Origin of the sequence: Mesorhizobium sp. M7A.F.Ca.US.006.04.2.1 (assembly GCF_004022915.1) — a bacterium.
Classification (GTDB): Bacteria; Pseudomonadota; Alphaproteobacteria; order Rhizobiales; family Rhizobiaceae; genus Mesorhizobium; species Mesorhizobium ciceri.
Genome location: NZ_RZQA01001252.1, coordinates 1 through 1,295 on the forward strand (window position 1 = coordinate 1; position 1,295 = coordinate 1,295).

A 1,295-nucleotide genomic window follows, 5' to 3' on the forward strand; every position below is an offset into this window, starting at 1 on the left:
ACGCTGAAGGACGGCCGCTTGGCGATCTGACGCTGCGCACCCTGGCCATGCCTTCGGACGCCAATGCGGCGGGCGACATCTTCGGCGGCTGGGTGATGGCGCAGATGGATCTGGCCTGCGGCATCCGCGCCGCCGAGCGCGCCAAGGGCCGCGTCGTGACGGCGGCGGTGAAAGAGATGTCGTTCGCCAAGCCGATGAAGATCGGCGACACGCTGTGCATTTACACCCATGTCGAGCGCGTCGGCCGCACTTCGATGACGCTCAAGGTCGAGGCCTGGGCGCAGCGCTACCTCTCCGACCTGATGGAGAAGGTCACCCATGCCGATTTCGTCATGGTGGCGCTGGATGGCGAGGGCAAGCCGAAAGCGGTTCCCGCCGAAGGCTGAGGCAAGCCGTTTCTCCCAGGCTTGGTCATTTGTAACAGCGCCCGTGCGGGAGGCGCTTTTCGTGACATCCAACGGTTGCCTCCATGCCCGATCCTGCTGCAATCGGAGGAGAGACAATGCGTCAACATCTGCTGAACGGTTGGCTCGTGGCGGCCCTGGTCGCGACGACCTGCCTGCTCGGCGTGACCGCTTACGCGGAGGTGAAGGAAGACATCTCGCGCGTCGCCTGCACGCGTGGAGGACAGGCTCCTGGCGAGCGGGGCGCACGGTGTGATACCTGTGCCGCCGCGCGATGCGATGTGCGCGCATCAGGAGCCTGAGCGGCAGCCGTCAGGGGACCGCATGAGCGGCAATCCGCCAGCCAAACCGGCGCGTGCATTCGGTTCAACGATCCGCGCAGCCGAGATAGAATTTCCGATCAGACAAGCCGGATGTTGCGTGCGGGGCTGAATCCCTTGCGGCGAAAGGGTTTCAGACGCGGGCGCCGTCGAATTTTTCGCGCGCCGCCTTGACGCGCATGGTGTTGGCGCGCGCCCATTCGCTCAGTGCGCTGACGGGGATCAGCAGCTCGTGGCCGAGCTCGGTCAGCTCATAATCGACGCGCGGCGGAATGGTTGGAAACACGGTGCGGGTGACGAAGCCGTCACGCTCCAGCCCGCGCAAGGTGGTGGTCAGCATCTTCTGCGAGATGCCGCCGACGGCTGCGCGCAATTCGTTGAAACGCAGCGGTCCGTCGCCCAGCTTGCCGACGACCAGAACGGTCCATTTGTCGCCGACGCGCTGCAGGATTTCCGAGATGGCGCGGCAGTCTTCGGAGCGGTGTGGGTGCCTCGGTAACAAAAAAGTGCCTTCTTGTGCATCGCGTTTGCAGTATCTCATATAGCGCAGGTATCCAAATGATACCAGTAC

3 protein-coding genes are annotated in these 1,295 nt (G+C 64.0%); 2 read left to right on the top strand and 1 reads right to left on the bottom strand.

Going from position 1 to position 1,295, the window contains the following annotated elements:
• Together EN925_RS36335 and EN925_RS36340 are read left to right on the top strand one after the other, a co-directional pair.
• Positions 1-386: acyl-CoA thioesterase (locus tag EN925_RS36335; RefSeq protein WP_164894680.1), on the top strand; the 386-nt coding region annotated here is incomplete at its 5' end.
• A 116-nt stretch (positions 387-502) separates the two neighbouring features.
• Positions 503-706, top strand: a complete 204-nt coding sequence (locus tag EN925_RS36340) for a hypothetical protein (RefSeq protein ID WP_081714341.1) — start codon at positions 503-505, stop codon at positions 704-706.
• A gap of 151 nt (positions 707-857) precedes the next feature.
• Here EN925_RS36340 and EN925_RS36345 read toward each other — a convergent pair whose 3' ends face one another.
• Positions 858-1,226: a helix-turn-helix domain-containing protein gene (locus EN925_RS36345; RefSeq protein ID WP_024504168.1), complete on the bottom strand. Its 369-nt coding sequence runs from the start codon at positions 1,224-1,226 to the stop codon at positions 858-860.
• Between the last annotated feature and the right edge of the window lie 69 nt (positions 1,227-1,295).

Excerpts from the sequence above, each read along its gene's own strand:
- EN925_RS36340 (WP_081714341.1), top strand. The coding sequence starts at position 503 with ATGCGTCAACATCTGCTGAACGGTTGGCTCGTGGCGGCCCTGGTCGCG.